24 protein-coding genes and 1 pseudogene are annotated in these 25,000 nt (G+C 51.2%); 15 read left to right on the top strand and 10 right to left on the bottom strand.

Going from position 1 to position 25,000, the window contains the following annotated elements; translation table 11 throughout:
• The 5 genes and pseudogenes from F3F96_RS12670 to F3F96_RS02770 all read left to right on the top strand — a co-directional run.
• Window positions 1-93 (top strand): annotated as a pseudogene (locus F3F96_RS12670) (integrase); the annotation flags it as partial.
• A gap of 268 nt (window positions 94-361) precedes the next feature.
• Entirely contained in the window at window positions 362-850 is a 489-nt protein-coding gene (locus F3F96_RS02785) for a Rab family GTPase (RefSeq protein ID WP_206675255.1), read from the top strand.
• Window positions 847-1,890 carry an HD domain-containing phosphohydrolase gene (locus F3F96_RS12665; protein WP_206675254.1) on the top strand — a complete coding sequence of 348 codons (1,044 nt, stop codon included), beginning with the start codon at window positions 847-849 and terminating at the stop codon, window positions 1,888-1,890. The genes F3F96_RS02785 and F3F96_RS12665 overlap by 4 nt, the downstream gene beginning before the upstream one ends.
• A gap of 63 nt (window positions 1,891-1,953) precedes the next feature.
• Window positions 1,954-2,670 (top strand): isoprenylcysteine carboxylmethyltransferase family protein, encoded by a 717-nt coding sequence (locus tag F3F96_RS02775; RefSeq protein ID WP_176961701.1) that lies wholly within the window; start codon window positions 1,954-1,956, stop codon window positions 2,668-2,670.
• A 117-nt stretch (window positions 2,671-2,787) separates the two neighbouring features.
• Window positions 2,788-3,321 carry a DinB family protein gene (locus F3F96_RS02770; RefSeq protein WP_176961700.1) on the top strand — a complete coding sequence of 178 codons (534 nt, stop codon included), beginning with the start codon at window positions 2,788-2,790 and terminating at the stop codon, window positions 3,319-3,321.
• 111 nt (window positions 3,322-3,432) lie between these two features.
• On the opposite strand, the gene F3F96_RS02765 is transcribed toward F3F96_RS02770, so the two are convergent.
• Both F3F96_RS02765 and F3F96_RS02760 read right to left on the bottom strand, forming a co-directional pair.
• Window positions 3,433-3,807, bottom strand: coding sequence for a hypothetical protein (locus F3F96_RS02765; protein ID WP_176961699.1), 375 nt, complete (start codon window positions 3,805-3,807; stop codon window positions 3,433-3,435).
• Window positions 3,808-3,887: 80 nt separating this feature from the next.
• On the bottom strand, window positions 3,888-5,588 hold the full coding sequence (locus F3F96_RS02760; RefSeq protein WP_176961698.1) for an ATP-binding protein: 1,701 nt from the start codon (window positions 5,586-5,588) through the stop codon (window positions 3,888-3,890).
• Between the two features lie 469 nt (window positions 5,589-6,057).
• Here F3F96_RS02760 and F3F96_RS02755 point away from each other — a divergent pair, with 469 nt between their 5' ends.
• Entirely contained in the window at window positions 6,058-7,617 is a 1,560-nt protein-coding gene (locus tag F3F96_RS02755; protein ID WP_176961697.1) for a bifunctional GNAT family N-acetyltransferase/carbon-nitrogen hydrolase family protein, read from the top strand.
• Between the two features lie 20 nt (window positions 7,618-7,637).
• On the opposite strand, the gene F3F96_RS02750 is transcribed toward F3F96_RS02755, so the two are convergent.
• Window positions 7,638-8,165: a M48 family metallopeptidase gene (locus tag F3F96_RS02750; RefSeq protein ID WP_176961696.1), complete on the bottom strand. Its 528-nt coding sequence runs from the start codon at window positions 8,163-8,165 to the stop codon at window positions 7,638-7,640.
• A gap of 125 nt (window positions 8,166-8,290) precedes the next feature.
• On the opposite strand from F3F96_RS02750, the gene F3F96_RS02745 reads away from it, so the two are divergent.
• Window positions 8,291-9,172 carry a radical SAM protein gene (locus tag F3F96_RS02745; protein WP_176961695.1) on the top strand — a complete coding sequence of 294 codons (882 nt, stop codon included), beginning with the start codon at window positions 8,291-8,293 and terminating at the stop codon, window positions 9,170-9,172.
• A gap of 55 nt (window positions 9,173-9,227) precedes the next feature.
• On the opposite strand, the gene F3F96_RS02740 is transcribed toward F3F96_RS02745, so the two are convergent.
• The gene (locus F3F96_RS02740) at window positions 9,228-9,695 is read right to left on the bottom strand and encodes a GyrI-like domain-containing protein (protein WP_176961694.1); all 468 of its coding nucleotides are present in this window, start codon (window positions 9,693-9,695) and stop codon (window positions 9,228-9,230) included.
• Between the two features lie 317 nt (window positions 9,696-10,012).
• Here F3F96_RS02740 and F3F96_RS02735 point away from each other — a divergent pair, with 317 nt between their 5' ends.
• Together F3F96_RS02735 and F3F96_RS12660 are read left to right on the top strand one after the other, a co-directional pair.
• Window positions 10,013-10,231 (top strand): addiction module protein, encoded by a 219-nt coding sequence (locus F3F96_RS02735; protein ID WP_176961693.1) that lies wholly within the window; start codon window positions 10,013-10,015, stop codon window positions 10,229-10,231.
• A complete protein-coding gene (locus F3F96_RS12660) occupies window positions 10,228-10,521 on the top strand; it encodes a type II toxin-antitoxin system RelE/ParE family toxin (RefSeq protein ID WP_176961692.1) in 294 nt (97 codons plus the stop codon). Before F3F96_RS02735 ends, F3F96_RS12660 begins: the two co-directional genes overlap by 4 nt.
• A 134-nt stretch (window positions 10,522-10,655) precedes the next feature.
• Here the strand turns inward: F3F96_RS12660 and F3F96_RS02725 are convergent, their stop codons facing one another.
• From F3F96_RS02725 to F3F96_RS02715, 3 genes are read right to left on the bottom strand one after another with little or no spacing between them, the layout of a single operon-like run.
• Window positions 10,656-11,291, bottom strand: coding sequence for a LysE family translocator (locus F3F96_RS02725; RefSeq protein WP_176961691.1), 636 nt, complete (start codon window positions 11,289-11,291; stop codon window positions 10,656-10,658).
• Complete coding sequence (locus F3F96_RS02720; protein WP_176961690.1) at window positions 11,288-13,135, bottom strand: MFS transporter; 1,848 nt, start codon at window positions 13,133-13,135, stop codon at window positions 11,288-11,290. Before F3F96_RS02720 ends, F3F96_RS02725 begins: the two co-directional genes overlap by 4 nt.
• 3 nt (window positions 13,136-13,138) lie before the next feature.
• Window positions 13,139-14,119 (bottom strand): glycoside hydrolase family 130 protein, encoded by a 981-nt coding sequence (locus F3F96_RS02715; protein WP_176961689.1) that lies wholly within the window; start codon window positions 14,117-14,119, stop codon window positions 13,139-13,141.
• 127 nt (window positions 14,120-14,246) lie between these two features.
• Between F3F96_RS02715 and F3F96_RS02710 the strand changes: the two genes are divergently transcribed.
• Complete coding sequence (locus F3F96_RS02710) at window positions 14,247-15,659, top strand: diguanylate cyclase (protein WP_176961688.1); 1,413 nt, start codon at window positions 14,247-14,249, stop codon at window positions 15,657-15,659.
• Here the strand turns inward: F3F96_RS02710 and F3F96_RS02705 are convergent, their stop codons facing one another.
• Genes F3F96_RS02705 through F3F96_RS02695 form a run of 3 tightly spaced genes read right to left on the bottom strand, consistent with a single transcriptional unit; the run spans window position 15,660 to window position 18,099 of the window.
• Window positions 15,660-16,835, bottom strand: a complete 1,176-nt coding sequence (locus F3F96_RS02705; RefSeq protein WP_176961687.1) for a cell wall metabolism sensor histidine kinase WalK — start codon at window positions 16,833-16,835, stop codon at window positions 15,660-15,662.
• Window positions 16,832-17,587: a response regulator gene (locus tag F3F96_RS02700; protein ID WP_176961686.1), complete on the bottom strand. Its 756-nt coding sequence runs from the start codon at window positions 17,585-17,587 to the stop codon at window positions 16,832-16,834. Before F3F96_RS02700 ends, F3F96_RS02705 begins: the two co-directional genes overlap by 4 nt.
• Window positions 17,587-18,099 (bottom strand): cyclic nucleotide-binding domain-containing protein, encoded by a 513-nt coding sequence (locus F3F96_RS02695; RefSeq protein ID WP_176961685.1) that lies wholly within the window; start codon window positions 18,097-18,099, stop codon window positions 17,587-17,589. The genes F3F96_RS02700 and F3F96_RS02695 overlap by 1 nt, the downstream gene beginning before the upstream one ends.
• Before the next feature lie 188 nt (window positions 18,100-18,287).
• On the opposite strand from F3F96_RS02695, the gene F3F96_RS02690 reads away from it, so the two are divergent.
• The 5 genes from F3F96_RS02690 (at window position 18,288) to pstA (ending at window position 24,999) form a co-directional block, all read left to right on the top strand.
• Window positions 18,288-19,409, top strand: coding sequence for a hypothetical protein (locus F3F96_RS02690; RefSeq protein WP_176961684.1), 1,122 nt, complete (start codon window positions 18,288-18,290; stop codon window positions 19,407-19,409).
• Window positions 19,410-19,590: 181 nt separating this feature from the next.
• Window positions 19,591-20,742: a hypothetical protein gene (locus F3F96_RS02685; protein WP_206675253.1), complete on the top strand. Its 1,152-nt coding sequence runs from the start codon at window positions 19,591-19,593 to the stop codon at window positions 20,740-20,742.
• Between the two features lie 670 nt (window positions 20,743-21,412).
• A complete protein-coding gene (locus F3F96_RS02680; RefSeq protein ID WP_176961683.1) occupies window positions 21,413-22,465 on the top strand; it encodes a PstS family phosphate ABC transporter substrate-binding protein in 1,053 nt (350 codons plus the stop codon).
• Between the two features lie 118 nt (window positions 22,466-22,583).
• Window positions 22,584-23,828: a phosphate ABC transporter permease subunit PstC gene (gene pstC, locus F3F96_RS02675; protein WP_176961682.1), complete on the top strand. Its 1,245-nt coding sequence runs from the start codon at window positions 22,584-22,586 to the stop codon at window positions 23,826-23,828.
• A gap of 1 nt (window position 23,829) precedes the next feature.
• Window positions 23,830-24,999, top strand: a complete 1,170-nt coding sequence (pstA, locus tag F3F96_RS02670) for a phosphate ABC transporter permease PstA (protein ID WP_176961681.1) — start codon at window positions 23,830-23,832, stop codon at window positions 24,997-24,999.
• Window position 25,000: the final 1 nt, after the last annotated feature.

Genomic DNA, 25,000 nt, shown 5'->3' with positions numbered 1-25,000 from the left:
GCATATAATCGACTCAGGCCGCACCTCAGCCTGGGAATGAAAACACCCGAAGAGGTGCATAAAAAAGCCGACTGCCATTGGCAGCCGGCTTGAATAAAAAAACGTCAACGTATTTTAGGACGAGACACACGTCCAATAGCTACGTCCCCCATTTGGGGGACAGCAAAGTTGATGTTTTCTGCTATGATCACGACATGGGAGTAGGAATGCTCAAACAACTGCAATGGATAGCACGTTATAACCAGTGGATGAATCGCAAACTATTTGCGAAGCATTGCAAACATCCTGCCGATAGTCTGCAGCGCGCCCCCCTCCTTCCCTACGGGTTTAGCCCTTTATGATAATCTCCAAAAAAGTATGCATGCTCGGATCATTTGCGGTGGGTAAAACCAGCCTGATCCGCCGTTTTATCGTCAGCATCTTCGAGGAGAAGTATCAGACCAGTGTCGGCGTTAAAGTCGATAAAAAACAGATCAGCATTGATAACCATCAACTGAACATGATGCTCTGGGATCTGGCTGGCGAGGATACCTTCAACAGCCTGCAGCAGAATTTTCTGCGCGGCAGCTCCGGTTTTATTCTCGTAGCCGATGGCACCCGCTCTTCCTCCCTTGAGAAGTCACTCGAACTCTATGAACGGATACGCTCTGACTACCCTGAGGCCGCGTTTATTCTGGTGCTGAATAAGGTGGATCTTAAAGATCACTGGCAGATAACAGATGATCAGATTGAAGCGCTAAAAGAGGATGGCTGGCGCATTTTCCTGACCAGTGCCAAAACGGGTGAACAGGTTGAGCTGATATTCGAAGCGCTGGGTCGTCTGATGCTTGGTCTGGAGGTTGCAGTGTGAAGATCGCTCTTCACTCACTATTCTCCAGTATGGATATATTGCTGTTAGAGCGCATTGGCGAAGATCGTTTTCTTGTGCTGGCACCCCCACCTGCATGGACAGGTAAGCTCAGTCAAACCGGGTTCAAGGTTGGAAGTGAGGTCTCACTGAGTGAGGATTTCCTTGTACTCGATACATTTTTTCCCGATGCCGAAGATCTCTGGATCAGTGGCAGAGAGGGAACGATCAGCTGTGACCCCTGGATTCAGTCAGACGCAGAGGGGCGTGAGTGGCCACTGGCTGCGCGGGCAATGCACTCCGATGGTAAACCGCTGCTGTTGCTGGAACATCTGGGTGAGTCATATACCCGCCAGCAACAGATACACCAGTTGGCACGCGAAAACATGCTCAGCAAAGATGAACTGGAGCTGGAGGTGCATCGCCGCACAGCACTGATTCGCAAGGGTGAGGAGGAGCTGGCCCACCGGCTGCTGGATGTATCCAACTGGCGCGATGAGGAGACTGGTGCCCATATCCGCCGTATCGGTCTCTATTCAGAACTTATAGCCAAAGCATTGGGCTGGAGTCTGCAAGATCTAGACGATATCCGCCTTGCTGCTCCCATGCATGACATCGGCAAGGTTGGCATTCCCGATTACGTGTTGTTGAAACCCGGCAGGCTGGATACTGAAGAGCGCAGGATCATGGAGCGCCACGCTTTTATCGGTGGTGAGATGCTTAAAAGTAGTGAGATTCGGATGATTGAGATGGCCCACCAGATCGCCATTGGCCATCATGAGAAGTGGAATGGTCAGGGTTACCCCAATCAGCTTGCCGGTGAAGCCATTCCCATATCTGCCCGAATCGTCGCCATTGTCGATGTCTATGATGCCCTCTCCTCCGAACGAATATACAAACCGGCCTGGCCAGAGGAAAAAGTTCTCGAGCTTCTGCAAAACGAACGCGGAGCCCATTTTGATCCCGAACTGATCGATCTCTTTTTCGAGCTGCTTCCAGAGATACGCAAAATCCGCCTCCAGTTGCCGGATGAGAAGGGTTGAAGCGTCGACCTGTCTGAACAATCAATAGCTCTGCAAAACGGTAAAATGGTTTATGCTCGTAATATGAAGAAGATGTTTAATGAGCTGATGCGCGGCGGAGATATATCAACGGCGAGAGTGATCACCCGCTTTATTCTCGGCTTCGGCCTGATCGCCGCCATCCTGTTCGGCACGGCTGGCACGTTTAACTGGCCTGAGGCCTGGACCTATATCATCGTGCAATTCACCTACTCATTGCGCATGACCCTCTGGCTGAAAAAGCATGATCCGGCCCTGCTCAAAAGCCGCATGAGAGTCCTGAATCCATCGATGCAACAACGGGACAAGCTGTTTGCACTGCTATTCACACTACTGTTTATCCCCTTCCTCTTACTCCCCGGTCTCGATGCCATACGTTTCGGCTGGTCGGATATGCCGCTGGCTATTGAGATTATCGGTTTTGCAGGCGTGAGCTGGGCACTATGGCTGATTCTGCGGGTGATGCAGGAGAACAGCTTCGCATCACCGATAGTTGAGATACAACGTGAGCGTAATCATCAGGTGATCGATTCCGGCCCCTACGCCTATGTTCGCCACCCCATGTACACCGGTTTCATCACCATGAATATCTGTCTGCCACTGGCGCTGGGTTCACTCTGGACACTGCCCTTTGGCATTCTGCTCTCTTCGATCTTCCTGATCCGCATCCGCTTTGAAGAGAAAACCCTGCAAGATGAGCTGCAGGGTTATAGCGATTACTGCCAGCGGGTGCGCTTTCGTCTTCTTCCGGGGGTGTGGTGAACTAGTGCTGTCCCCCATTTGGGGGACAGCAGAATATTTCAGGTGTGCTATGCTACAGCCATTGCAATGGACGCTTTAGGGTAGCAGGAGCTACTTTTCCCTCTGGTTAAGTTTTGAATGATTGAGTTGTTACAGAACATGGCACGTTATAACCACTGGATGAACGACAAGCTGTTTGCGAAAGTAAAAGAGCTGCCTGCCGATGCCATCGCAGAGGATCGTGATGCCTATTTCGGTTCGATCCTTGGCACCCTCAACCATATCCTGATTGCCGATCTCTTCTGGCTGCACCGCTTTGCCACCAATCCTGACTGCCGCGAAGCTCTGGCCCACCCGCTCACCGAGTTCCCTACCCCCGCCTCCCTGCGTGAAATCCTCTTTGATGATTTCTCCGAACTCACCGACAACCGCCGCGCACTCGATGGCCTGATCCTCGATTTTTCCGAAACCTGGACAGATAAGCTACTCGCAGAACCGATCCGCTACCGCAACTTCGCAGGCGAGAAACAGCAGCGCGCTTTGGGTGAGTTATTGCAGCACTTTTTCAACCACCAGACCCACCACCGCGGCCAGGCCACTACCCTCCTCTTCCAGGCCGGAATCGACCCCGGCCCCACCGATCTGCTGGTCATGATGATGGAGGAGAATTAAGTAATGCGGCCCCAGAATATCAAGCAACTCAACAACTCATGCCTGACCCCGTTTTTCTCAATCAATATTATCAGCCAGCATATAAGAGCGCTGCTAGATTAGTTAACTGTTTCAGGAACGATCAATGCCAAGCCATGCAGAGGCAGCATCAATATCTTTAAACACCGCAATCTCACCATGCTCTCTGCCCATGATCATACTAAACACATTTGCCAGCCCATAGGTGAGATTGCTTGAAACCACGATTGCCCTGCGTGCATCAGGCAGCCAAGGACTTGTATCTGAAATTTGTGAGAATGACCTGAACCCCAGCCCCTCACCAACACTCCCGCTAGTTGTATCAATCAGTTCACAGCCATTGCCATTGAAATTGTCATCTTCTGCCAATCTTCTTTGATGCTCAACGAAGTCATTGATTTCAACGCGTCCGATTAGGCGTGTAAAGACAACACCAGTTTCATCATCGATATGATACTCAATCGTCACGACTTATCTTCTCTGTTAGTGAGAGTCTCATTACACAAAACAGCTCAAATGGTTTACATCCCTTTCTCAGGCAGAAGCATTCACGCATAAATGGTCCTATAGATGGTCTCACTGATCTTACGAATAGAGAATGGCTTATGGATCAGCTCATCATGATTGATCTCATCGTCGAGTTCATGGGAGAGGTCATAACCAGAGATTAAAATGATCTTCACATCGGGATTGATCTCCCGCATCGTTTTAGCCGCCTCAGGGCCACTCATCACCGGCATCACAACATCCATAACCACCAGAGAGATCTCATCAAGATGCTGCTTATATAGCTCTAGCCCCTCCTTGCCATTGGAGCAGCTTAACACCCGATAATTCAGGTCTCGAATCACGGTCGTCATACCTTCATTAATTTCATCATTATCATCTACAAAGAGAATGGTTTCCATGTTGCCATTGAAGGTCTCCTCCCTACTTGCTTTATCCTCAGGCTGATGTAGTGACGCCTGAATCACTGGCAGGTAGAGGTGAAAGGTGCTTCCCAACCCCGGTTCACTCTCTACATCAATATAGCCATTATGAGACTTCACAGTGCCAAAAATCATTGCCAATCCCAGCCCAGTGCCTTTACCTTGCTCTTTGGTTGTAAAGTAGGGGTCAAAAATATATTGGATTGTTTCAGCATCAATGCCAATGCCATTGTCAGAGACAGCCACATGCACAAAGCCCATGCCTTTGCTTGCACCAAATCTGCTGATGAAGAGATCATCTTCGATAAGCTCATCCACTGTAACTGTTACCGATGGTGCTTCACGAACCTCCTCCACAGCATCACAGGCATTGTTAATCAGATTCATCATCACCTGGTACAGAAGATCAGCATCACCTATGATGTATGTTTTGCTGATACAGTTTTTAAACGTCAATGTGACGTTTTTGGATACCAACAGCCTGCTTGTCTCCATCGCCCCCTGAAACAGTGATGTCACTTCCAAAGAGACCATGTTCATTACACCTTTGCGCGCAAATGAGAGCAGCTTGGAGATCATTTCACCGGCACCAAAAGAGAGTGACTCAATGGTCTCAAGCCTGCGGACTGTATCATCAGGAAGTGAGGCCTTTCTTTTCGCCAGGAATGCGTTGGCCGAAATTCCTGACAGGGTATTATTAAAATCGTGAGCAATGCCACCAACCAGCGTGCCGATCGCCTCCATTTTCTGCATATGATGGAATCGCTCTTCCAACTCTCTTTTTTCACTTACATCCTGCTGAACTGCAATATAGTGAGAGATAGAGCCATCCTCACGAAATAGCGGCGAAATAGTCATCTCAGCCGGATAAAAAGAACCATCCTTTTTACGGTCAATCAACTCCCCCTTCCAAACCTCTCCCCGACTGATGGTCTGCCACAGCTCATCGTAATACTTCGGATCCTGGGCAGAACTTTTAAGCACAGATGGATCTTTACCAACAACATCATCCTCGCTGTAACCGGTGATGGTAGAAAAAGCAGGGTTCACAAACTCAATTCTGCCGCTCTGATCAGTGATAATAACAGACTCATTCATCTGCATGATTGCATTCCTATATTTCAGGAGCTGATGACTATTTACGGCCAGCTTGTCTTCTACCTCAAGGTTTTCTGTAACATTTTGAAAAAAGAGCAGCAGCAGACCAACACTGAAAAAGAATATGGCCAAGATCAGTTCATCGAGCTCCCAATCTTCATGCGCTCTGGAAAATTCATGGAATGTCTCAGTAAAATCGACTGCAGAAAGGGCCAATGCCATCAGACATGAGGCTAGAAACAGTACTAATAGTTTAATCGCCAAACTCTTCCGTAAGCTTTGCATTGTCACGCCCTCTCCTTCCTAGACAGGTTCTTTCATCACTTAAGCTTTATTATAGACAATAAATTTACGTTTGCATCTACACTCAAAAAAATCTGATGCATTTCCCAGTAAATTCATTTTCTTCTGCTATACCGGGATTTGAAAAGAGAGGGAAACTCAGCGTTATCAATTAGAAAAGGCAGCCAATCGGCTGCCTTTTTCGTAACGGGGATTAAATGACAGCTTGCGGAAACTCGGGGTCAGCTCTTGCAAAGCCACACTCCTGATCTGAACAGAGCGTGGGATCGTCTAAATAGTGCATGACCCCGGTCGCTCAGTTGCTACCCGGATTACGAAATCTGTTCAACATGGATGCATCGGGGAGTAATATCACCTCTACTGGCAAACGCCCCGGAGTAAACCTGTTATGACTGAACCATTCACCGATGATACAACCGATGACGAACACAAGCTGGTATTGCGAACCCTCACAGTAGAAGACTACGAAAGCTTCAAGGAGACGATGGATGCAGCATATCCATCACTCGGAGGCTCCTGGAGCCGGGATCAGTTTCTCTCGCAGCTGGCCGTCTTCCCTGAAGGGCAGATCTGCATTGAGGATCACGGCCGCGTCGTGGCGGCAGCGATCAGCGTGATTGTTGAGTACGATCTTTACGGCGATGACCACACCTATGATGAGATTGGCGGCAACGGCTTCCTCACTACCCACGATAGCAGTGGCGAAACGCTCTATGGCATCGATATATTCGTGCATCCCGATTACCGTGGCTTGCGCATCGGGCGCCGTCTCTACGAAGCACGCAAGGCGCTGTGCGAACGGCTGAACCTGCGCCGAATTGTCGCCGGTGGTCGCATTCCCGGCTACCGGCAATATGCCGCAACGATGACACCTGCTGCATATATCCGGCAGGTCTGTAACAAGGAGATTCATGATCCTGTGCTCAGTTTCCAGTTGAGTAACGGTTTTCATGTGCGTTCGCTGCTGCGCAACTACGCACCGGAAGATCGTGAGTCAGGGGCTACGGCGACACTGCTGGAGTGGATCAATATTCAATACAGCGATAATGCCTCCTCGCTGAAGCGACAGAAGCGGGAAGTCAGGGTGGGTGCCGTGCAGTGGCAGATGCGCCCCGCCGAAACGTTCAAGGATCTGATGACACAGGTGGAGTATTTTGTCGATACCATTGCCGGTTATCACGCAGATTTTGTACTCTTTCCGGAGTTCTTCAATTTCCCGCTTATGGGGCAACTCAATCAGGATAATCCGGCTGAAGCGATCCGGGATATGGCGGCATTCACCGAACCGGTGCGCGAAGAGCTGCAGCGCCTGGCTGTCGAGTACAACATCAATATTATCGCCGGCAGCATGCCGGAGTATGAGGACAATGTACTGCGCAACGTATGTTACCTGCTGCGCCGGGATGGCTCTTGGGATCGCCAGTACAAGCTGCATATCACACCGGATGAGCACGCCTGCTGGGGGCTGACCGGAGGCGATAAACTGGCCGCTTTCGATACCGATGTCGGACGCATCGGCATCCTGATCTGTTACGATGTGGAGTTCCCGGAGTTGCCACGCCTGCTGGCCGAGCAGGGCATGCAGATTCTCTTTGTTCCCTACTGGACCGACACCAAGAATGCCTATGAGCGCGTGCGCCGTTGCGCGCAGGCGCGTGCGATCGAAAACGAGTGTTATGTGGTGATGACCGGCAGCGTGGGCAATCTGCCCAATGTCGAGAATATGGATATCCAGTACTCCCAATCCGCCATCTTCACCCCTTCGGATTACGCCTTCCCGCACGATGCCATTGCCGCTGAGGCGACCCCGAACACTGAGATGAGTCTGGTTGCCGACCTTGATCTGAGAAAACTCAAGATGATGCGTCACAAGGGCAGCGTACGTAATTCCAAGGACCGGCGGCTGGATCTCTACAAGCTGGAGTGGATCAAGAAAACTGCTGATTAACAGTTGCAAGGCTCTCGCCTTTACTTTGTAGTTTTCCAGAGCGGTTCACCACCTGATTCGATATAGGTGAGGTAGGCGCGGAGATTGAATTCCAGCTGGTGGTACTCCGGCTCCATATTGCAGCAGAGTTTGTAGAAGGCTTTGTTATGGTCGGACTCTTTGATGTGGGCCAGTTCGTGAACCACAATCATACGCAGAAACTCGGGCGGCATATTTTTAAACATCGTTGCCACATGAATCTCACGTTTGGCTTTAAGCTTTGCCCCATGCACCTGCGTCTTGCTGGTGTGCATGCCCAGCGCATTGCGGGTGAGATGCAGTGTATTATCAAACGCTACCCGATTGATCTGCCCGGCATTGCGCAGACAGGTAGATTTAAGCTCCATCACGTATTCATAAAGCGCTTTGTCACTGCGCACCGCATGCCGCTGCGGATATCTGCTCAGCAGCCACTCCGCCAGCCGCTTCTGCTCAATCATCTGATTGATACTCTCGACCAGATCATCTGGATAACCGGCAAGGTAGTTCGGTGGTGGCTTAGGACGCATGCCCGCAGCTTAGTGGTTTATGCTGCTGGCAGGAATGGGTGGCTCATTATCCTTAGCCAAGGTTAAGCATTACAGTTTATAAATTGCAGGATGCAGTTTTATCAGAGCTTCCCTAGTTTGCGCTTATGCCGTTGAATTATCATATGCCCCTCTTCCGCCCACCGAGTGAGGGAGATAATCTGATTATTCAGGTGACCCTGGGTTGCAGTTTTAACCGCTGCAGTTTCTGCTCGATGTATCGCAGCAAAGAGTACAGCCAACGGCCCCTTGCGGATCTGGTTGCCGATATTCAAAAAGCCGCCCGCAGCGCACCTGATTCGCGGCGAGTATTTCTCGCTGATGGTGATGCACTCTCTCTTCCAACCGATCAACTTGTGGTCATCCTTGAGGCGTTGCATACGACACTGCCCAAACTGAGCCGTGTCTCCTGTTATGCCACCCCTGCCAATATCCTGCAGAAAAGTGCAGAGGAGTTGGCCACCTTAAAAGAGCGAGGCCTGAACCTGCTCTACCTAGGTGTTGAATCGGGCTCTAATATGATTTTGAAGAAGATCACCAAGGGAGCCAGCCAGCGTGGCATTGCTGAAGCGATGTCTAAGGCTCATGAGGCCGGGCTGAAGGTATCAGCGACCGTTATCCTTGGTCTGGGTGGCAAAAGCCACTGGCAGGAGCATATTGATGGCACCATCAAACTGCTTAACAGCGCCCCGCTCACCTATCTCTCAACACTGCAGCTGCATCTGGAAGAGGATATTGTCAGTGAATTTAAAGAGAAGTTCGGCGAAGAATTCGAGATGCCGGATGATCACGCTATTCTACTGGAGCAGCAGCGGCTGATCAGTGGATTGAATCCACCCAAGCCGGTGATATTCCGCTCCAACCACGCCTCCAATGCACTGGCTCTGGCCGGTAATCTGCCACGAGACCGTGACAGACTACTGGCCCAGCTGGAAGCTGCACTGGCTGGTGAACAGCCGCTAAGACCGTGGTTCCTGCGCGGCATGTGATCTCGGGCAGGCATTCAGTTCAACGATGAAGCAAACATCTCGAACCGTGATATAACTATCTCAGAGGAAAATATATATCTGTAATCAGTTCACTCTCCGCAACTGAAACCCCGTCATTCAGATATTCAAAAAAGATAGGGGCATCACGCCGGCACTCGTCGGTACCGGGCAGCCAGTTACGATAGAGGGCATTCACTTTCAGGTTGATGGTCTCGAGCGAACCCTTATGACGCAGCCTTGCACAGCGACCGGCAGGGATCTCCCTGTTCACGACACCATAACCATTTTCAGCAATGTCAGCATCGACTTCGCCGCAAATGTCGAAGTGAAACGTCTGAACAGTTCTGGATTCCGGCTCACTATGAGCAACGCCAAACGTCCGCTTCTCAGTGACAGGTGAGCAACCGCTCTCTTCGCGCCAGGCTCTGAAGCGCTCAATGGATTGTTGCAGTTTTTCAGGCTCATCCAGATGTTCCAGTGCTGCTACTTTAATGGCTTTCATCGTCACAATATCAATTTTCATAAGCGGATCACGCTACTTCATTAATTGCAGAATACATACATGACACATCTGCTTGATGCCGGGGCATACCCCTTAATACTGTTGAAGGCTGTTGCTGCGGGGCGTGAAGCCGGGGCTGGCCTGCATTGAGCCTCTGAAGGCGTGATTCATGCGATGCATCTGAGCAGGTTCAGAATCAGTTATTAAAGCAGACGCTGAATTGATCAGCTATTTCTTAAGTGTGACGATGTCTGGCCTTGCATGGTTGTCACCACTCTCTTACGGTTAACGCTGATGGCTATTAGTCTATGTAAGACTTTGATCGATGGAGGTGTGAAATGAGTGTTCCTGCGAACCTGTTAAAGGACGCCTTGTCACTGGAAGCTGCGAGTCGGGTAGAGCTGGTTGACGAGTTGCTGGCAAGCCTGGATCAGCCGGATAAAGCGCTTGATGAGCTTTGGGCTGTAGAGGCGGAGAGTCGGATCGATGCTTATGATCGAGGAGAGACCACATCACTCTCTGCCCATGAGGTTATGGCCCGGTATAAGAAAAAATGAATATCCGGTTTCTGGATTCAGCTTGTCAGGAGCTGGATGAAGCCGTTGCCTTTTATGCAGAGGAACGCCCGGGACTTGAATATGATCTCCTTCGGGAAATTACACATGCGCTCAATAGCATCGTAGCATTTCCCCAAGCATGGCATCCATTGTCTAAACGATCCCGGCGCTGTCGCTTGCGACGTTTCCCTTATGGATTGATATATCAGGTTCGAGAGGATGAGTTGCTGATTGTTGCAGTCGCACATATGCATAGAAAACCCGATTACTGGAAAAATCGAGCAAATTAACATCAGGTTACCAACCGGTTCCCCATCCTACATATTATTTAATTTCGCCTTCGACAGGCAACGCTCAGTACGAAAAATCATCGTATCTAACAGGGTTCAGGAGTTTGCTGAACGAGGCAGGGACTGAATCTCCTCTAGCTTGCAAGAGTGGCGGCATGTTGCCCCCAGAACGCATAAGCATCGCTAAACAGACTAAAGGCCAACGCAAACAGGATCAGTCCGAGAAAACGCACGGTATAAATGTAGCTGGAGCCCTGCAGAAAGGATCTGGATTGACCAACCCAGTAGGCCAGCAGAATTTTCAGGCCGACCAGCAGCGAATAAAAACCGAGAATAAACAGTGCCGGTGCCATGGTATGTTCGCTTTGCGCTTTGTTGATCAGTGGTGCTCCCACGCTCAACCAGAACAGATAGGGGTATGGGCTGAGCAGATTGACCAGCACGCCTCTACGCAGTGCATCGGATTTAACGGGTTGCAGATGCAGTTTCACACCCTGAAAACGAACACTTTGATAAGCCAGCCAGGAGATAAAAACGCCACCCGTCAATGAGATCAGAGCCAGCACCTGTTCAAGGTTGGCCAGTTGCTGCATCACAAACAGCGACAGCAGAATAATGGGTGCATCACTAATGATCGGCGCAATGGCAACTTTAAAACCGGCTTTGAAATCGTGTTGCAGAGTCTCAGAGATCACCAGTGTCAGCAGAGGGCCGGGGGTTAAACCTGCATAGAGACCGAGAACAACACCCAGGCTGAGATAGTGAATCATTTCACCCCGGCATCCTGCTGCGGAGCACGTAGTTGTGACTGAATCGCCTCGACCCGCTCACGGGTAAGCGGGTAGTACCACATCGAGATAATAGCCAGAGAGAGGAAACCGACCGGAATAGCCAGATAAGCGATGCGCACGGTGAGCAGGGTTTCGGCTGGCAGCATACTCTCCTGCCCTGCCACGCCCGCCCAGGCCAGCAGTGCACCACTTCCCAAAGCAACGATGCCGATAGCGGATTTATAGACCAGTGCAAAGACCGCGCTGTAGACCCCCTCACGGCGATGGCCGGTATTAAGCTCATCCTCATCACAGATATCAGCTGCAAAGGAGCCATTGACCGCCCAGCAGGCGCACAGACCCCATGCCGCTACCACCACAGGAATAATCTGCAGCCACGGGTTCTCCGGCGTGAACAGCCACCAGCTTGAGGCGTAACCGATGATGGAGATGAACAGCCCGGTAAAGAGAATGACTTTCTTATCCACCCGCTCACTAGCCCATGAGATCAGCGGCATGGCGAGAAACTGGCCGGTCACCTGCACCACGGTCATCACACCACCAATCTCTGCCGCCAGCATCTTATCACCCTGACAGACATAATAGATGCCGATATAGGTCATAAACGGCAGCGAGAAGAAAAGCCCCATAAACACCGCGAATACCGACCCCATCAACATGCGGAAACTTCTGTTCACCGCCGTCAGTTTGATCGCCATCAGCAGTGAGAGATGCTCTTTTTTGCGTTCTATGGCTGCAAAACGTTCACGACACAATATGGCCGGTAGCATGGTGGAGATCAGCACCAACAGACCGATACATAAACCCACCACCCGCACACCCAACACCTCATCACCACCCAGCCAGGCCCCGGCCATCTGTGACCAGAGGTAGAGATAACCGACCAGCAGACTGGCACAGAACGAGGCGACCAGACGGTAGATCTGCAGATTGGTGCGTTCGGCATAATCATCGGTCAGCTCGATTCCCAATCCTGAATATGGAATGACAAACACCGAGAAGCTGAAATAGAAGAGCAGGCAGAGCAGTGCAAAACCGCCGAACATCTGTAGCGATGAGTGTGAGGTGATACCGAACTGGTGTAAGAACGGTGAATGCAGAAGATCAGCCGTGGGTAGAATACGCAGCCCTGTGGTGCGATCAGCCGTTCCTGAGATCGATGCAGTAACCGTTACCGTCTGCGGCTTCTGCCAATTTTGCGGGTCAAAGGTGAGTTGTGACGGGGTGATGGTCAGACCTCTCTGGTCTTCACCATTGCTCACCAGCTCAACTGTGAATTCAGTGGCTGATTCCGGTGCTCTGTTGAGGAGAACATTGAAACTTCCCGAACTCTTTTCGGGTGAGAGCCGCACATCTTTAGTTGAAACGCCGTACCAGGAGAGCGAATCATGCAGTTGGTTGGCAGAGGCATGGTTGTGAACTTGAGCAGTTTGCGTGAGATGCACTGTCACCAGCCTGGGCAGTTGCGGCATCAGGGTCGGCAGGAACCAGACAGCAGAGAAGAAGAGGGTCATCAGAATCGAACCGACAAACATCCACGGCCTGCGTCGTCCCCAGCGCGACTGCGTATTATCAGTCAGATTTCCGATAATCGGATCAAGAATGGCATCAGCAATACGTGAAATCGCCATCGCCAGCCCGATAGCCAGCGTGCTGAAACCGAGTGCAACATTAAAGATCGGAAAGACCAGCGAGAGGATGGCGGAGTTGGCGATATTCTCACCGAAACCACCCACACCCCAGCCGAGCTTGGTTTTTACCGGCAGTCTGCCGGTAGCAGGAGCGGCCTTCCCCTCTGCTGAAGAGTCAGCGTCTGTGGTCAAAACTTAGTTGCCCGCCTTAAGATGATCGATCACCGCCTGCGCCGTGGTAAAGCAGAGGCCGGTCACCGTATCGGCACAGCCGTAGTAGATGGCGATACGGCCTGTTGGCGCATCGGTCAGGGCTGCACACGGGAAGGTGACATTGGGTACATCACCCACACACTCATACTGCTGCCAGGGAGCAATAAGAAAGTTTTTCGAGCGATAGAGAACCTTCCACGGCGCATCGAGATCAAGCAGGGCTGCACCAAAGCTGTAGACAAAACCGTTACAGGAGGTGAGTACACCGTGATAGATCATCAGCCACCCTTCGCTGGTCTCAATGGGAATCGGCCCTGCTCCGATCTTGGTCGATTGCCAGCCATCGGTTGTGCCCATGACGTGGCGATGACAACCCCAATGCTCCATATCAGGACTCTGGCTGAGAAAGATATCGCCAAAGGGGGTGTGGCCGTTATCGCTGGGGCGTGAGAGCATCATATATTTGCCGTTAATCCGGCGCGGAAAGAGCACACCGTTGCGGTTGAATATCAGAAATGCATTTTCCAGCTGATGGAAGGTTTGAAAATCTTTTGTCCAGGCCACACCGATGGTCGGGCCGTGATAACCATTGCACCAGGTGATGTAGTAGCGATCCTCGATCCACACCACACGCGGATCATAGGCGTACTCCCAGCGTGTCACCTCAGGATCTTCGTTGATAAACTCGATACGTTCAGGATTGATCTGCCAGTTGATGCCATCATCACTGAAACCGACATGAATCTGCATCTCTCGTGCAGTGGAGTCACAACGGAATACACCGGCAAACTTACCGTTAAAGGCGACAGCTGCACTGTTAAAGGTGCTGTTGGCTCCGGGGAAAGGATTGCGCGGAATGATCGGATTTTCGCTATAACGCCAGACCACCTCGTTAGAGTCCTCTGGCCTCTCCTGCCACGGCATATTGGCCAGCGCCTCTCCGATAACCTTGACTCCACTCATATGACGCCCCCTCTTGCTCATCAGCTATAGCCACGGCCAGTTTAGCTCAGACGTTGGAATAAGAAAGCCGCCAAACACTCCTTCTGTTCGGCGCCCGCTCAGCCACCAACTGTGCTAAACTCATAGTATGATGCACTCACTCTCGATCATCACCAAAATCAATCTGGTAATTCTGACCGTACTCGGGCTTTGCGGGGGCATCGTTACCTGGCAGGTCATTACATATGAAAAACAGCATATTGAAGAGATGCTGGTCAAGCAGGCGGAAACCATCTTCGATCAGATTCAGACCCTCCGCCACTGGAACTCCGGTTACGGCGGTGTTTACGTCTACAAACAACCGGACATGGAAGCCAACCCCTACCTCTACAAGGTACGCCCCGCCAGCAACAAAAAGCGGCCTGTCGAACCGGAGATCACCGACAGCAGAGGCCGGAAACTGATCCTGAAAAACCCCGAATTGATGGCCATGGAGATAGCCGAGCAGTCAAAGAAAGAGCATAAAACGATCTTTCATCTCTCCAGCCTGAGTCCGATCAACCCTAAGAATGCGCCGGATGATTTTGAGAGGCGAGCCCTGCGCGCCTTTGAGGCCGGTAACAGCAAAGTGTTCAAATCATTCCTCAATGGCGGCAATCCCTACTTCCGTTATATGAGAGCGCTTAAGAGTGAAGAGAGCTGCCTGACCTGCCACGGCTTTCAGGGCCATAAGCTGGGTGATGTGCGCGGCGGTATCAGCATCGAGATTCCGATGCAGGAGGAGCTTGCCCATGCCGAGGGGAAACAGGTTGTGATTATCGCTTACGCCATTGCTATCTACCTTGTTGTCGCTCTTGCCCTGACAGTGACCATACGCAGGCTGGTCTCCACACCGGTGAACAGGATCATCGCCTTCTCCAAGGGACTGGAGAGCGAAGATGATGAGCTGCTGCCCGAAAACGGGCGAAATGATGAGATCGGCATACTCGGCCACTCTCTGGCAACGACAAAAAAACGGATTCTCCGACAGCAGCTTGCTCTGCGTGAAAAAGCCGAAGAGCTCGATCTTTCACGCCGCACCGATCCATTGACCGGCGCGAATAACCGACAACATTTCATCCTGGAGATGCCCAGAATCATGGATCGGGCCAATCGTGATAATTCACCGACCAGCGTTTTGATGGTTGATATCGACCACTTCAAAGAGATCAACGACAGCTACGGTCATGCCATCGGTGATCGGGTACTGCAGCAGATGGTTGAGCATATGCTGCAGGAGACCCGTAGCTACGACATGCTCGTGCGTTATGGTGGCGAAGAGTTTCTCGTGGTGATGCCCAATACCGAAACTCACTCTGCGGTTGAGGTAGCTGAGCGCATCCGCAAAAGCATGGAGTCATGCCACTGTGTAGTAGCTGGAGATAAAACAGTGCTCTACACGGTCAGTATCGGCGTGTACACCTCCATGCAGGAGGAGATCGATCAGATGCTGCTGAAGGTGGATGATGCAATGTACCGCGCTAAAGAGGGTGGCCGCAACAGGGTTGTTAACACAGCCTGACTATTCAGAAGCATCATCTATTTCAGTCGGCAAAGTTATCTTCGCGGAGAGGCCCCTGGGCGTAAGATTAGCAAGCTCAAGGCTACCATCATGCACCTCCAGCATCTCTTTGACGATCGCCAGACCAAGGCCGTGACCACCATCTTTTCTGCGTCTGCGCGCCTGATCAACGCGGTAGAAGCGCTCTGTTACCTTCGCTAAATCCTTCTCGGGAATACCCGGCCCCTGATCCTCAACGACAATCTCGGCCAGCGCCCCGTCCATCTTCATATCAACCCGGATCAAGCCATCATCAGGTGAGTATCGCTGTGCATTCTCAAGAATATTAAGCAACACACGCTCAAAATCGTGCTCGGCAATCAGCAGATCTCCCATCTCACCGCAGTGTGTCAATTCAATAGAGAGTCCTTTGGCCAGCAGGCGTGGCACCAGTACATCTTTCACTTTCTGAAATACATCCAGTGGATCAGACGCGATAATGTCATGGCGGTGGGCAAATTCGATCTGATCGAGTGTCAGCAGTGAATCGAGCAGCTGATTCACATGTTTTGCCTCATCAGCGATCACTTTGGCAGCCTCTGCCCTGAACTCGGGATCATGGCCGAAACTCTCAAGGCTGCGAGCATAACCGAGCAGTGAGGTCAGTGGTGTTTTCAGATCATGTTTCAGATTGGAGAGGAACTGCCGCTGCTGCCGCTCCTGCTTGTCTCTTTCGGTCACATCCATACAGAGCAGCAGTGCCTGATCTTTGCCAAGGAATGCGAGCCGGGGGGCCAGCACACGATCTGCCACCTCAATATCCGGCAGATGCAGATCATTGGCTTGTGTTTTCAGAGCCGTTGAAAAAGCGCGATACCAGTCGGGATCACGAATAAAGACCAGCATCGACTGCGGAAGTTCCGGACCTGTCGCCATTTTAAACAGCTCGGCAGCCCTCTGATTGGCAGAGGTGACTCGGCCAAGACTATCAACCCGCATCACCGCTTCACTTACTGATGAGAGCAGCACATCCAGACGCCTGCCGCGGATTTCCAGTGTCTCTTTCAGCCCCCCGGATGTTTCACGTAATAGATCAAGTTCAGCATGGGCCTCTTCCAGCTCCTTGCGCGTGCGCTGAGCAGAGACAACCCAGATCGACACCATGCCGATAATCAGCAGTATCAGTCCGGCAGTCATTCAACAGGTGCAATAAAGCGATAACCCATGCTGCGCACAGTCTCGACACATTTTTTGCGGCCAATCTGTTTCAGCGCTTTACGCAGACGTTTGACAGTCACATCTACCGTACGCGCCTCAACAAAGACATCCCTGCCCCAGACATGATCGAGCAGATATTCGCGACTGCGGGTTTTACCCGGTTTTTCCATAAGAATCTTGAGTAGTTTGTATTCAAGCGGACGCAACTCAACACGCTGATCACCCTCAAAAACAACGGGCGACTCAGGATCAAGCTGAATAGGATTTGTCACTGCTGTGCCTTTCTCAACAAAACGGTTACGTCTGAGCAGTGCTTTGACTCGCGCCACCAGCTCAGCAGGTTCAAACGGCTTGGCAAGGTAGTCGTCTGCCCCCTCATTAAGGCCATGCACACGCTCACTGGCCTGACTCAGCGCCGTGACCATAAGTACAGGCACATTGGCATGGGTTGATGATTTGCGAATCTTACGCAACACCTTCATACCACTGACTCCGGGCAGCATACGATCCAGCACCACCAGACGCCAACTGCCGTCACGGATACACTCCAGTGCGCTGTCACCATCGCCACAGCAGTAGGTAGAGTAACCGGCCGCCTGCAGATGCAGATTAATCAGCCGTGCAATCGACTCATCATCCTCAACAATCAGGATGTCTGCACCGCTCTTATATTTCTCTTTGTCACTCATTATCTCGTGATACTGAAAGGAGTCGTCGTCAAGCTCAAGCATCAGTCATCACCAGCTGTCTCAAATTCATGCATCGATGCATATTCACACCTCACTTCAAGTGTCCTGCCGGAGAGCAGATGAAACATAAATCGCAGTATCTGATTACCCAGCTGCGGCTCTTCCAGAGTAATAAGATCAAAGTAGACGCGATTGATCGTTAACAGCTCCAGATCGGTTACCGCTTTAATCGTCGCAGCATGTTGCCGCTCGTCATCCAGAAAGGAGTAGAGACCAAAGTGATCTCCCGCATGCAACTGCGCATAGATATTGTGGCCTGGTCTGGAGACAGAAGCACAACCATCCGTAATCAGGTAGATCGTCTGATCGGAAAGGCTCTCTGCCTCATAAACAACAGATCCTGCGCTGATGAGGCGTGATTCCAGAGATGAAAAAAGTTGCATGCTCTCATCATCGGAGAGATCGGCACAGAGTGGCAGAGCAGAGAATCTGCGATACTGCGAGTTCGATTTAATAGATGCCTCAAAGGCATGGTCTAACGGCTGTGTGCTCATTCACACTCCTCTTCTCTCTTATCGTTTAAGTGCGGCCAATATGAATTGAGATTGTGACATCGACATGACACGGACAGATGTCACGCCAATGTCTTAAATGTCATTGAATTGTCACAATTGCAGAATAGGATGCCGTGCAACTCCGAGTAGGGAGAAAAAATGCATGACCATGCATGGGAGAGTATCAATTGAAAACGACTATGAAATCTATCGCAACCGCTGCCATCATGGCCGTTGCAACACCCGCCTTTGCCGGCGGCGTTACTGTAGCTGAAGAGGGCGATAGCAAACTCAAACTCGAAGCACTGCTGTTCCTCAACACATACAGCCAGAAAGCACAGACCATCACCGCTGCAACGACTACAACCACCAAAACTGTGGGTATGGCTGTTGATCGCGCCTACTTCACCGCCAAATATTTCATGAACGACGACTGGATGATGCGCATCACCCTCGATGCCGGTAACGACCCGTCTCTGGCAGGCAAGAAACAGAACGTATTCCTCAAAGCCGCATACCTTGAAGGTAAACTGGCCGGTGATGCACTGGTTCTGCGCGTCGGTCAGTCACACACCCCATGGATCGATTATGAGCAGGGCCTCTGGAAACACCGTTATGCATCTCAGGTATTCACCGATAAATATAAATTTGATGACTCATTTGATCTCGGTTTTGGCCTGAAAGGCTCACTGGCTGATGGCATGGTTAAATACTTCGTGACTGAAACCAACGGTACTGGTTACGGCAATGCTGCTCGCGCCAACTCAGTTGATCTCAATGCCCGCATCGGCCTCTACCCTGTTAAAGGACTGACTTTGGACTTCCAGTTCCGCGATGGTAAACGTGGTACCAAGACCTCTACCGTTCAGGGTGTAAAATCACAGCTGATGCAGGCGATGCTCTCATACGGTACTGATGATTTCCGTCTCGGTGGCAACTATATCCGCAACAAGGATAAAGCAGTGGATGCAACTGGATCAGTTCGCCATGGCGGTAATGTCAGAAGTGGATACATTACTGCTGTAGCCGGTGATGTGGCTAAAAACAACGCCTTTGCAGTCTGGGGCTGGGCCAAGTTCGGCGGTGGTTTCGGTGCATTTGCCCGTTATGAAAACATGAACACCAAACTCAACAATGCAGCGACCAAAGAGAAACTGGCCCGCTACATGGGTGGTATTGAATACACTGTAACCAAGGGTGTGACCTTCGCACTGGTGGCTGACTCAACCAAACTGAAAAACGTGAATGGTGTTTCAACCGACATCAACAAAGACACCCGTTTTGGTCTCTTCACTCAGGTTGCCCTGTAAGCTTAAACATAGCGACACAATCAAAAGGCCCGCACAATGTGCGGGCCTTTTTTTTGCCTGCAAAACAACAGACAGAGCATGTCATATTGCTGTCACAGCAATGACATACTGATGACATAATGACCTCCTAACGTTCGCCGCAACCCAAATTCAGGGACTTACAGATCAACAGGAGATCAACTTGAAAGCATCAATCAAAACAGTCGCAGCAGCTGCAATGGTAGCCTTCGCAACGCCGGCAATCGCTGGCGGTGTGAATGTTTACGACGATGGTGAAAGCAAACTTAAACTCGAAGCACTGTTTTACCTCAACACCTTTCAGCAGACTGATGACCGCATCACTGCCGGTAACAGCGTTAAGACCAAAACCACTGGCATGGCTGTCGATCGCGCCTACTTCACCGCCAAGTACCAGATGAACGAAGACTGGATGATGCGTTTCACCACAGATGTGGGCCATGAGGGCACACTTGGTAAACAGCAGAATATCTATCTGAAATACGCCTATGTAGAGGGCAAGCTGGCTGGTAAAGCCGCTGTACTGCGTATCGGTCAGTCTCATACCCCGTGGATCGACTATGAACAGAGCCTCTGGAAACACCGTTATGTTGCCAAGGTAATGTCTGATCAGTACAAGTTCGACACCTCCGCTGACCTCGGTTTCGGCCTGAAGGGTAAGCTTCTTGACGGTATGGTTGACTACTTCGTCACCGCTACCAACGGTACCGGCTATGGCACAGGTAATCCTGGAGCCGGCCTGAACGGCATCGATTACAACAGCCGTATCGGTCTGCACCCGCTCAAAGGGCTGGATATCGATTTCCAGTACATGAATGGCTACAAAGCGACCAAGACAAACATCGCTAACGTTGCTACATCAGGCGTACGCTCCACTCTGGCTCAGGTCATGGCCTCTTACGGCACGAAAGAGTTCCGCCTTGGCGCTAACTACCTGATGAACAACGATAAAGCCGGTTCTGCAACTGCTTCTACCAAACACGGTGGTAATGTCAGCTCAAACTTCGCAACCGCGCTTGCTGGTGATGAAGTGAAATCCCGCGGCATGGCTCTCTGGGGCTGGGCCAAAGTTGGCGGCGACTTCGGCGTGTTCGGTCGCTTCGAATCTCTGAAAAACAAAAGTTACAGTGGTGGCATTGCCAACGTAACGCAGGAGAAGGTCACTCGTTATGTTGCCGGTATTGAATACAGCCCGGTTAAAAACGTCACCATCGCTGCTGTTGTTGACTCAAGCAAGCTGACTGGCCGTGGTGGTGTTGCAACCACAACGGATAAAGACAACCGCGTAGGTATCTACACTCAGGTTAAACTGTAAACGTTCAACTACGATCAACAGGAGAGGCCGGGATCTGTCCCGGCCTTTTTTTTGGTTCAGACTTAAACATGGCAACACTTTTCAGCCATTGTGATTCGGGTCATCCATGACCCTCACCCTGCGGGCTCGCTAAAGCGAGTCCAATCCGGCTGTCCTGCCGGATTGTGATTCGGGTCATCCATGTATCTCACCCTGCGGGCGAGCTGAAGCTCGTCCATCATTGTGCAGGAGAGCACAATGGCACGCCTGCGCCCTGTAAGGGTGGCGCACACGGATGTGCGCTATGAAATCTACAATCCTGTAGATTTGTGATTCGGGCCTTCCTGGCCCTCACCCGATGGGCGAGCTGAAGCTCGTCCCATTAGGCTATCCTGCCTAATGGTGATTCGGATTATCCATGGGCCTCACCCTGCGGGCGGCCTGTGGCCGTCCAATTCCTCTATCCTGAGGATTTGTCTTTACCGCTAAAGCGAAGCATGGGGTGACAACATCGTTCAGCCTATATGACACCAATATGACATATGTGACTCATTTAAGTCATGCGCCCATCCCGCTCTGTATGACACATCGTTGACACAAACTGACAACAGGGTTCGCCCAGTTACAAAAACGCAGAGGCGTGACCTCGGCAAATCCCTGACCTCTATCAAGAATAGGAGCAACTTCTCAAATGAAAAAAATCATCATGGCAACCGCAGCACTGCTGATTGGCGCCAATGCAGTACAGGCCAGCGAACAGATTCATATCGTCGGCTCATCCACAGTTTACCCCTTCTCCAGCTATGTGGCTGAAGAGCTGGGTGCTACCACCAAGTTCAAAACTCCGGTTGTTGAGTCCACCGGTTCCGGCGGCGGCATGAAGCTGTTCTGCGCAGGCAATGGCATGGATACGCCTGACATCACCAACGCTTCACGTCGTATGAAGGCGAAAGAGTACAAGACATGTCAGGAAAACGGCGTCAAATATATTACTGAAGTTGTTGTCGGTTATGACGGCATTGCACTGGCCCAGAGCAAAGATACAGCGCCTCTAAACCTGACCCGCAAACAGATTCTGCTGGCTGTGGCTGCGGAAGTACCCAACAAAGAGGGCACTGCTCTGATTGCTAACCCTTACCGCTACTGGAACGAGATTGATGCCAGCCTGCCCCACCGCAAAATCACCTTCTACGGCCCGCCAACATCATCCGGTACCCGTGATGCATTTGAAGACCTGACCATGAAAGCAGTGGCCAAGAAGATGGATGTTTATACCAACCTCTACAAGGCTGATCAGAAAGCCAACAAGAAGTACAAGAAGTATCATGAAGTACGTCAGGACGGTGTTTACGTTCCATCCGGCGAAAATGATAACCTGATTGTTCAGAAACTGACCAAAGACCCTGAAGCACTCGGCATTTTCGGCTACTCATACCTCGCAGAGAATTCTGATCGCATTGCCGCGGCAACCATCAAGGGTATAGCGCCATCCCCTGCAGCTGTTCAGGATGGTTCATACAAACTCTCCCGCTCACTCTACTTCTACATCAAGAAGTCTCACATGGAGAAGGTTCCGGGCATGAAAGAGTACGTTAATCTCTTCACCTCTGAGCAGATGGTTGGTGATGATGGAGCCTGCACCGAGATCGGTCTGATCGCACTGCCTGAGGCCATGCGTTCGAAGTACCGTGCTCAGGCTGCAAACCTGACCAACATGAAACCTGAAGATCTTACCAAGAAATAAGGCTCATCCCCAAAGATGAACTGGCCGGAGCATCTCCGGCCAGTTTTTTCTTATTTAACAACCCGTTATATATGGAGAAAAGTTTGTTCATTCAAGATAGAGATACAGCAGGCCAGCAATGATATATTCAGATCTGTTTTTCTGGCTTTTTGGCGGTCTGATTCCGCTGGCTATCACTGCATTCATGGTGGCTCGCAGTAGAGCTCTGGGTAGCGAGAAGGATGGCTCTCGTCTGCACTCCCTGCCCGGCTATTATGGCTGGTATGCCGTGATCTGGCTGGCTCTGCCCGCCATGCTCAGCGGCCTTGTTTTCAGTGCCGCCCATCTCTTTGGCCTGTTCACCATCCCTGCCCCGATGCTACTGGCTACCATGTTCACCATCGGTGCTGCCGGTCTCTGGTATGGACTACGTCATATCAATGTAGAGTTCAGGGCACGTGAAAAGGTAGAGAAGGTCGCAACCGCCCTGCTCATCGCTGCCGCCAGTATCTCCATCCTTACCACACTCGGCATTGTGCTTTCGGTTGTGTTTGAATCGGTCAGGTTCTTTCAGGTCATCTCATTCTGGGATTTCATTACCGGCACCAAGTGGGAGCCTGATACAGCATTCCTGATTGGTGCGGGCCGCGACACAGCGGGAATGACCCCACCAGCATTCGGTGCGGTGCCGATCTTTGCCGGCACCTTTATGATTACCGCCATCGCCTTGCTGGTGGCCGTACCTGTAGGGCTGTTTTCAGCGATCTACATGTCTGAATATGCTTCACACGCGGCACGCGGCAGACTCAAACCGATGCTGGAGATTCTCGCTGGTATCCCTACTGTAGTTTACGGCTTCTTCGCAGCCATCACCATCAGCCCACTGGTTGTAAAAGCCGCCCATGCACTCGGCCTTGAGGCGGACTACACCAATGCACTGGCTCCCGGCCTGATCATGGGTGTGATGATTATTCCGTTTGTCTCCTCACTCTCCGATGATGTAATCACTGCCGTGCCTCAGGGATTGCGTGATGGTTCACTGGCGCTGGGCACCACCAAAGCCGAAACCATTCGCCATATTGTTCTGCCTGCCGCCCTGCCCGGCATTGTCGCTGCTTTTCTTCTGGCTACCTCACGTGCCATCGGTGAAACAATGATTGTGGTGATGGCTGCAGGCCTGCGCCCCAACCTCACTGCCAATCCGCTGGAGGGAATCACCACGGTAACGGTGAAGATTGTAGAGGCACTGACAGGTGATCAGGAGTTTGATTCGGCCTTTACGCAGTCAGCTTTTGCACTCGGATTTGTACTGCTTCTGATCACCCTGATGCTGAATATTGTCTCAAGCATTGTCGTACGCAAATTCAAGCAGAGGTACGAATAAGATGTCACAACATGGTTTTCAAGCTGATGCCCGCAAACGTAAACGTGACCGGGCCGACAAACGTTTTAAGTTCTACGGACTGGCTGCCATTACATTTGCACTGGCATTTCTTCTCTTCTTCTTCGTAGATATCATCGGCAAGGGTCTGCCTGCATTCCAGCAGGCGGAGATCAAGGTCAATGTTCACTACAGTGAAGCGACCATGAACAACTACAACAGGGCGGTCGACAGACAATATAAAACACTGGTCAGTAAAACCTGGCTACGCCTTGTACCCAATCAGATGCGTGACAACCCGGAGTTGATGGGAACAGATCGTGAAGAGTGGGTGCTTGCAGAGAACCGTGTTGATCAGTTTCTCAAAGGCAACGAAGGGCACCGACTAAAATCTAAATACCAGACAGTGATCAATCAGATGCTGGAAGAGGGAACCGTTCGCCTTGTCTTCAACACAGGTTTCTTCACTAAAGGCGACTCAAAACTGCCGGAGAACGCGGGTATTCTCGCCTCAGCCATCGGCTCAATACTGGTGCTATTACTGACCATGCTCTTTGCCGTACCGGTCGGTGTGATGACAGCCATCTATCTGGAGGAGTTTGCCCCGGATAACAAACTCACCCAGATCATTGAGGTAAATATCAACAATCTGGCTGCGATTCCTTCGATCCTCTACGGCCTGCTTGGGCTGGCGATCTTTATTAACTTTATGGGTGTGCCGCGATCTTCGGCACTGGTGGGTGGTTTGACGCTGGCATTGATGACCCTGCCGGTAATTATCATCGCCACACGCGCTGCCCTTCGCGCTGTACCCGATTCAATCCGTGAAGCGGCCTACGGGCTTGGCGCATCCAGCCTGCAGGTGGTCTGGCATCATGTGCTGCCGCTGGCCATGCCGGGTATTCTGACCGGCTCAATCATCGGCCTGGCACAGGCAATGGGTGAAACCGCGCCACTACTGATCGTCGGTATGATGGCCTATATCCCGGAAGCGCCGGGATCGATCTTTGAAGCAACCACAGTGTTGCCTGCCCAGATCTATACATGGTCATCAGAATCACTGCGCGCCTTTGAAGAGAGGACTGCGGCAGGCATTATGGTACTGCTGGCTGTACTGCTGACCCTCAATGCAGTCGCCGTTAAGTTTAGAAATCGTTCTGAGAACACGTGGTAAT

Origin of the sequence: Mariprofundus sp. NF, assembly GCF_013387455.1 — a bacterium.
In the GTDB taxonomy this organism is placed as follows: domain Bacteria; phylum Pseudomonadota; class Zetaproteobacteria; order Mariprofundales; family Mariprofundaceae; genus Mariprofundus.
Note: the sequence above shows the minus strand (reverse complement) of the source record. Positions and strands in the feature narration are given on the sequence as shown.

Excerpts from the sequence above, each read along its gene's own strand:
- F3F96_RS02785 (WP_206675255.1), top strand. The coding sequence starts at position 362 with ATGCTCGGATCATTTGCGGTGGGTAAAACCAGCCTGATCCGCCGTTTT.
- F3F96_RS02775 (WP_176961701.1), top strand. The coding sequence starts at position 1,954 with ATGAAGAAGATGTTTAATGAGCTGATGCGCGGCGGAGATATATCAACG.
- F3F96_RS02770 (WP_176961700.1), top strand. The coding sequence starts at position 2,788 with ATGATTGAGTTGTTACAGAACATGGCACGTTATAACCACTGGATGAAC.
- F3F96_RS02760 (WP_176961698.1), bottom strand. The coding sequence starts at position 5,588 with ATGGCATTGGCCCTTTCTGCAGTCGATTTTACTGAGACATTCCATGAA.
- F3F96_RS02755 (WP_176961697.1), top strand. The coding sequence starts at position 6,058 with ATGACTGAACCATTCACCGATGATACAACCGATGACGAACACAAGCTG.
- F3F96_RS02750 (WP_176961696.1), bottom strand. The coding sequence starts at position 8,165 with ATGCGTCCTAAGCCACCACCGAACTACCTTGCCGGTTATCCAGATGAT.
- F3F96_RS02745 (WP_176961695.1), top strand. The coding sequence starts at position 8,291 with ATGCCGTTGAATTATCATATGCCCCTCTTCCGCCCACCGAGTGAGGGA.
- F3F96_RS02740 (WP_176961694.1), bottom strand. The coding sequence starts at position 9,695 with ATGAAAATTGATATTGTGACGATGAAAGCCATTAAAGTAGCAGCACTG.
- F3F96_RS02735 (WP_176961693.1), top strand. The coding sequence starts at position 10,013 with ATGAGTGTTCCTGCGAACCTGTTAAAGGACGCCTTGTCACTGGAAGCT.
- F3F96_RS12660 (WP_176961692.1), top strand. The coding sequence starts at position 10,228 with ATGAATATCCGGTTTCTGGATTCAGCTTGTCAGGAGCTGGATGAAGCC.
- F3F96_RS02725 (WP_176961691.1), bottom strand. The coding sequence starts at position 11,291 with ATGATTCACTATCTCAGCCTGGGTGTTGTTCTCGGTCTCTATGCAGGT.
- F3F96_RS02715 (WP_176961689.1), bottom strand. The coding sequence starts at position 14,119 with ATGAGTGGAGTCAAGGTTATCGGAGAGGCGCTGGCCAATATGCCGTGG.
- F3F96_RS02710 (WP_176961688.1), top strand. The coding sequence starts at position 14,247 with ATGATGCACTCACTCTCGATCATCACCAAAATCAATCTGGTAATTCTG.
- F3F96_RS02705 (WP_176961687.1), bottom strand. The coding sequence starts at position 16,835 with ATGACTGCCGGACTGATACTGCTGATTATCGGCATGGTGTCGATCTGG.
- F3F96_RS02700 (WP_176961686.1), bottom strand. The coding sequence starts at position 17,587 with ATGCTTGAGCTTGACGACGACTCCTTTCAGTATCACGAGATAATGAGT.
- F3F96_RS02695 (WP_176961685.1), bottom strand. The coding sequence starts at position 18,099 with ATGAGCACACAGCCGTTAGACCATGCCTTTGAGGCATCTATTAAATCG.
- F3F96_RS02680 (WP_176961683.1), top strand. The coding sequence starts at position 21,413 with ATGAAAAAAATCATCATGGCAACCGCAGCACTGCTGATTGGCGCCAAT.
- pstC (WP_176961682.1), top strand. The coding sequence starts at position 22,584 with ATGATATATTCAGATCTGTTTTTCTGGCTTTTTGGCGGTCTGATTCCG.
- pstA (WP_176961681.1), top strand. The coding sequence starts at position 23,830 with ATGTCACAACATGGTTTTCAAGCTGATGCCCGCAAACGTAAACGTGAC.